5 protein-coding genes are annotated in these 5,513 nt (G+C 65.6%); 3 read left to right on the plus strand and 2 right to left on the minus strand.

Going from position 1 to position 5,513, the window contains the following annotated elements; genetic code table 11:
* Nucleotides 1-519, minus strand: a 519-nt coding sequence (locus A985_RS27810) for a DsbA family protein (RefSeq protein ID WP_232424719.1), incomplete at its 3' end; no start/stop codon positions are given.
* Between the two features lie 125 nt (nucleotides 520-644).
* Between A985_RS27810 and A985_RS0122855 the strand changes: the two genes are divergently transcribed.
* Both A985_RS0122855 and A985_RS0122860 read left to right on the plus strand, forming a co-directional pair.
* The gene (locus tag A985_RS0122855) at nucleotides 645-1,574 is read left to right on the plus strand and encodes a LysR family transcriptional regulator (protein WP_017235703.1); all 930 of its coding nucleotides are present in this window, start codon (nucleotides 645-647) and stop codon (nucleotides 1,572-1,574) included.
* 238 nt (nucleotides 1,575-1,812) lie between these two features.
* On the plus strand, nucleotides 1,813-3,531 hold the full coding sequence (locus tag A985_RS0122860; RefSeq protein ID WP_017235704.1) for an acid phosphatase: 1,719 nt from the start codon (nucleotides 1,813-1,815) through the stop codon (nucleotides 3,529-3,531).
* A 193-nt stretch (nucleotides 3,532-3,724) separates the two neighbouring features.
* Here the strand turns inward: A985_RS0122860 and A985_RS0122865 are convergent, their stop codons facing one another.
* Nucleotides 3,725-4,180, minus strand: a complete 456-nt coding sequence (locus A985_RS0122865; protein WP_017235705.1) for a MarR family winged helix-turn-helix transcriptional regulator — start codon at nucleotides 4,178-4,180, stop codon at nucleotides 3,725-3,727.
* A 191-nt stretch (nucleotides 4,181-4,371) separates the two neighbouring features.
* Between A985_RS0122865 and A985_RS26745 the strand changes: the two genes are divergently transcribed.
* Nucleotides 4,372-5,513: FAD-dependent monooxygenase (locus tag A985_RS26745; protein ID WP_232424722.1), on the plus strand; the 1,142-nt coding region annotated here is incomplete at its 3' end.

The following is a 5,513-nucleotide window of genomic DNA, read 5'->3' on the forward strand; positions in this document are numbered from 1 at the left end:
GACGCGGGCAAGCCACGCGCGGCTATCGCGGAAGTGCCGCATGAGGGCGTCGGCCGCCTGTGCATCGAGCGCTTGCGCGAAGGCCCCCCGGTCGAGACCGAGATTCGCCGCGACATCGATGAGCACATGGCGATCGGCAATGCGTTTGCCATCGACATAATGCGCGCGCTGCAGCGCCGCGAACATGTCGAGCCCGCGGCCGGCCAACGCTTCGGCCGCCAGCGCGGCGGCCGTGGGCGGCGCGGAGTCGAACACGGCGGTGCCATCGCGCAGCAGACCGTCGAAATAGGCGTCGCCGAACGGCTGGCCGGGCCACGCCGCAATGCGACGGTCATGCGGCATGACGTAATCGCGCAGCTGCGGCGTAACCGGTTGCGCGTTCGGCCCGGCCATCATGCCGCCACCGTGAAACACGACATCGAGGCCGACCACGTCGCGCGCAGCGCGCACGAGCGGCGCCGCCGCGTAGCACCATCCGCACAGCGGGTCGGCGATGTAATGCAGAGTTGCCTGGGTCATCTCGATCTGTCCTGTGTCTTGCGACGCCGCCCTTCGACGCCTCTCATGTTTGCCATCGTAGTCGCGTCAGTCGCGCAAAAAAAGCCCATAATGGCGATCACTTTGTTGCATCGATCGAGCAAATCATGGATCGTCTGACGGCAATGCGGGTCTTTACCGAAGTGGCCGAACGCGGTTCGCTAACGGCGGCCGCGCAGCGATTGGATATGTCGCGGGCGATGGTCTCGCGCTATCTGGCCGAACTCGAGGCGTGGCTCGGCACACGGCTGCTGCATCGGACGACCCGTGCGGTCAGCCTCACCGACGCCGGGAGCGACGCGTTGCCGCGTTGTCGCGAGATGCTGGGTATCGCCGACGATCTGGCGTGTGCCTCGCACGCCGACAGTGCGCCGCGCGGCCTGTTGCGAGTGGCTTGCAGCACGTCGCTCGCTCAGGCATTCCTGGCGGCGGCGGTCACGCGGTTCATCCTGCGGTATCCCGGTGTCGCCATCGATCTCGTGGTGGCGGACCGCACCGTTGACCTGGTGGACGAGCGCATCGACCTGGCGATTCGCGTAACGTCCGAGCCGTCGCCCGGACTGATTGCCCGTCGTCTCGCCACGTGCCATTCGGTGGTCTGCGCGGCACCGTCATATCTCCGGCGCCATGGCGCGCCGGAGCGCGCCGAAGACCTCGCCCTGCACAACTGCCTGACCTACACGTACTTCGGCAAAAGCCTCTGGCAATTCACGCACAACGGCACACCGCTGGGCGTGCCCGTCGGCGGCAATCTATCGGCCAATGAAGTCAATGTAGTCTTCGCCGCTACGCTCGCGGGCGCGGGCATCTCGATGCAACCGGTGTATTCGGCGTTACCGCATCTGCGCGATGGCACCTTGCGTGCGCTGCTGCCCAATTACGTGCCACGCGAGATGACCGTCTACGGCGTCTACATGTCGCGCAAACAGATGCCCAGCGCATTGCGCGCCATGCTCGACGATCTGGTCGAACAGTTCCGCACCGAGCTGTTCGAGGACACGGGCTACGCCGTGCCGCCGGAGACGCCCGCCGCGTGAGCCACCAGAGCCACGCAAGTCGATTGCGTCGCGTGCGCCACCCCACCGCGTTTTGTCTGTCGCGACATCGCGACGGCGTCACCGAATTGTCACACTCCCCGCGTAAAAACGTCGTCTGCCCAGCCTGCCCCGGCAGGCCGACGACGCGGCTCCCGCTCGTCAGCCGTTGCCGACCGGACGCGGGTGTGCACGCCTGCCTCGCCGAACGCCTCTGCCCGACTCGCCCATCAAGGACATCATGACGCACGACGCCAAGCCCCAACCTCACGATCCCGCGCTCGACGCCGCCCCAGCGCACGACGACAACCCGGCCGATCCGTCGCGTCGCCGTCTGCTTCAAGGCCTGGCCGCCATCGGTGCGGCCAGCGCGGCGGGCGCCACGACGGCACTGACCGGCTGCGCCGCCGAAGGCAGTGCCAGCGCACCCACGGCCGTCGCCGCGGGCGGCACGTTCGACGCCCAGCTCAAGGCCAACATCAAGACGGTGGTCGTGATCTATCTCGAGAACCGCAGCTTCAACAATCTGTTCGCCGATTTCCCCGGGTTGGAAAAGCCGCTCGCGAAAGTGCCGGCGTCGGTCTGCACCCAACTCGACCGCGACGGCAAAACGCCAATGCCGCTGCTGCCGCCGATCTTCGAGGGTCTCGTGCCGCGCGCTCAGACGATCGGCGGAAAGAAGTATCACATCGCCGAGAAGGACATCGCGCGGCAGCCGAACGCGCCATTCATGCTCAAGGACGCCGAAGGCCAGTTGCTGCCGACGTCGGTCATCACGCGCGATCTATGGCACCTGTTCTGGCAGAACCAGATGCAGATCAACGGCGGCACGAACAACCAGTTCGCCGCATGGGCCAACTCGGGCGGTCTGACGATGGGTTACTACGGCGAGACGGCCAAGACGCTCGACATGTACAAGATCGCGCAGCAGTACACGATGTGCGACAACTTCTTCATGGCGGCTTTCGGCGGTTCGTTCCTGAACCACCAGTTCCTGATCTCCGGACGCCCGCCGGTGTATCCGAACGCCGCGCAAAGTCCGGCCAAGGACAAGATCGCCGTGCTGGCCGACGGGCCGCAAGGTGTACGTCTGGCGGTGTCGCCGGCGTCGCCCGCTTCGGCGGCTGACGGTCCGCCGAAGTTCGTGCGCGACGGTGCCATCACGCCCGACAACTTTGCAGTGAATACGATGATGCCGGCTTATCAGCCGTCGCCGATCAAGCCCGCGGCCTCCGGCGACAAGCGTCTGGCCGATCCGTCGAACCCCGCCACGCTGCCCCCGCAAACGTTCCCCACCATTGGCGATGTGCTCTCGACGAAGGGCGTGTCGTGGGCGTGGTACGCGGGCGCGTGGCAGTCGGCGCTCGATCACAAGGGCGGTGCGGACAAACCGAACTTCCAGTATCACCATCAACCGTTCAACTACTTCGCCCAGTACGCGCCCGGCACGGCCGCACGCGAGATGCATCTGCGCGATGGTGGTGAAGGCGACAGCCCGATCGCGAACAAATTCATCGCCGACGCCATCGCCGGCAAGCTGCCCGCCGTCACGTTCTACAAGCCGCAGGGCAACCTGAACCAACACGCGGGGTATTCGGATGTGGAGTCCGGCGACCAACACGTGGCGAACGTGCTGGCCCATCTGATGAAGTCGCCGCAGTGGCAAAACATGATGGTCGTGATTACGTACGACGAGAATGGCGGCTGGTGGGATCACGTCGCGCCGCCGCAGGGCGACCGCTGGGGACCGGGCTCACGCGTTCCGGCGTTAGTGGTCTCGCCGTTCGCCAAACGCGGCAATGTCGATCACACGTTCTACGACACCACGTCGATCCTGCGCTTTATCACGCGCCTGTACGATCTGCCGACGCTCGAAGGCGTCGCCCATCGCAACGCCGCCTTCGCGGCGCGCGGGGCCATGCCGCCGGGCGATCTGACGAAGACGCTGTCGTTCGCTTGAGGAAGGTGAAGGCCCGCGTCACGTGTGCAAAGCGAAGGCGTTGATGACGTCGACGTGCGCGTGGCACAACTGAGCAAAAGGGCATCTGCGTGTCCGCACTCCGATCTTTGGGGCGCTGTTTCACGCGGGTGCGCTTTCCGTTTCCGTGGCACCGCGTAAGTGGCACGCGGCGCATGCCCCCGGGTGAGACCGATCAGCCTTGCCCGTCGAGTTCGTCCGAGCGCAGCAGCAGTTTGTCGAGCAGTTGCTCGTACACGCGCATCTCGTCGTCAGTCAGCGTGTCGAACAATCGGTCGTAGTGGGCGCGCGCCGCATCGATCACCACGCGCCATACGCGCTCGCCCTCCGGCGTGAGCGTGACCTTGACCGCTCGGCCGTCGTGTTCGTCCGGCGCACGACGCACCAGTCCGCGCGATACCAGCCCGTCTGCCCCCCGGCTCGCCTGACTCTTGTCGAGATTCGCGCGACGCGCCAGCTCCGAGTTCGACAACGCCCCCGCCGTGCCCACCGCCGCCAACACGCGCGACTCGGCCAGACTCAATTGCGCCGCGTCGGCATACGACTGCGCGATACGTTTGTCGTGCTGCTTCATCAGGCGGTGCATCTTGTACGTCAAGAACTGGTCGAGCGATGGGTGGACAGGCCGCATCTCAGTGTTTTTCCCTAGTCGAAAACGGTCGATATTTTGTTGCGAGCGCAACCTTAGCACACTAGAATGGTTGCGTTAGCAACTATATGCTCGTTGGCGTTTTTGCCATTCGCGCGCTGCGCTTGCGCCGTCTCCCCGCTGACACGAGACTCGCTGCGCACGTGCCGAGCCGAATTTTTGGGTGTCGCATCATGCATCGACCAGAGACCACCCCGCGCGCGTCGCTTTATCACGCGTACCGCGTCCATCCGCACTTTGCGCCGCAGGGCGAGACAACCCCGGACGTCCCTGTCACCGTCGTGGGCGGCGGCCCCATCGGTATGGTCACCGCACTCGCGCTGGCACGCCATGGGGTGCGCTGTGTCGTGCTCCAGGCCGAACAGCAAGTCTCGGAAGGCAGCCGCGCCATCGTCTTCACGCGTCGCTCGCAGGAGATTCTGCAAGCCGTGGGCGTGGCCGACGCGGTGCTCGCCAAGGGCCTGCCATGGACCAGCGGGAATTCTTACTATCGCGGCCAGCGCGTCTTCCGCATGGAGTCGCCGGTGGACGAAGACGACCGATTCGCGCCGCTGATCAACTTGCAACAGAACGTGCTCGAGAGTTATCTGGTGGACGCCGTCGAGCGCCAGCCGCTCATCGAGATGCGATGGGGCAACAAGCTCGTTGCGCTGACGCAGGATGACCACGGCGTGGCGCTGCAGATCGATACGCCCGAGGGCGAGTACACGCAACGCACGCGCTGGCTCGTCGCCGCCGACGGCGCGCGCTCGACGGTGCGCACTGCACTGGATCTGCGTTTCGAAGGGGCGAGCTACGAAGGCCGCTTCGTCATCGCCGACATCCGCATCGATCTCGATCTGCCCACCGAGCGCCTGGCGTACTTCGCCCCCGACTGGAATCCCGGCAACACGGTGCTCATGCATCGCGAGCCCGATGGCATCTGGCGCGTGGATTATCAATTGCCGGCGTCGGAGACGTCCGAGCACGCGCTGCAACCCGAGACGATTCGCGAGCGCATCGACGCGCAGCTCGACATGATGGGTCTCGGCGGCACGCCGTGGGAACTCGACTGGTGTTCGGTCTATTCGGCGCGCGCGCTTACGCTGCCCGACTACGTGCACGGACGCATTCTCTTCGCGGGCGACGCCGCTCACCTGCTGCCGATCTTCGGTGTGCGTGGGGCCAACACTGGCTTCCAGGACGCCATCGATCTGTCGTGGAAACTTGCCGCAGTTGCCAAGGGTGCGGCACCGGCGTCGTTGCTCGCGTCGTACACAAACGACCGCGTGGGCGCGGCGCGCGAGATCATCGCGGAGGCCGGCAAGAGCACACG

This window comes from Pandoraea sp. B-6, assembly GCF_000282835.1.
GTDB lineage: Bacteria > Pseudomonadota > Gammaproteobacteria > Burkholderiales > Burkholderiaceae > Pandoraea > Pandoraea cepalis.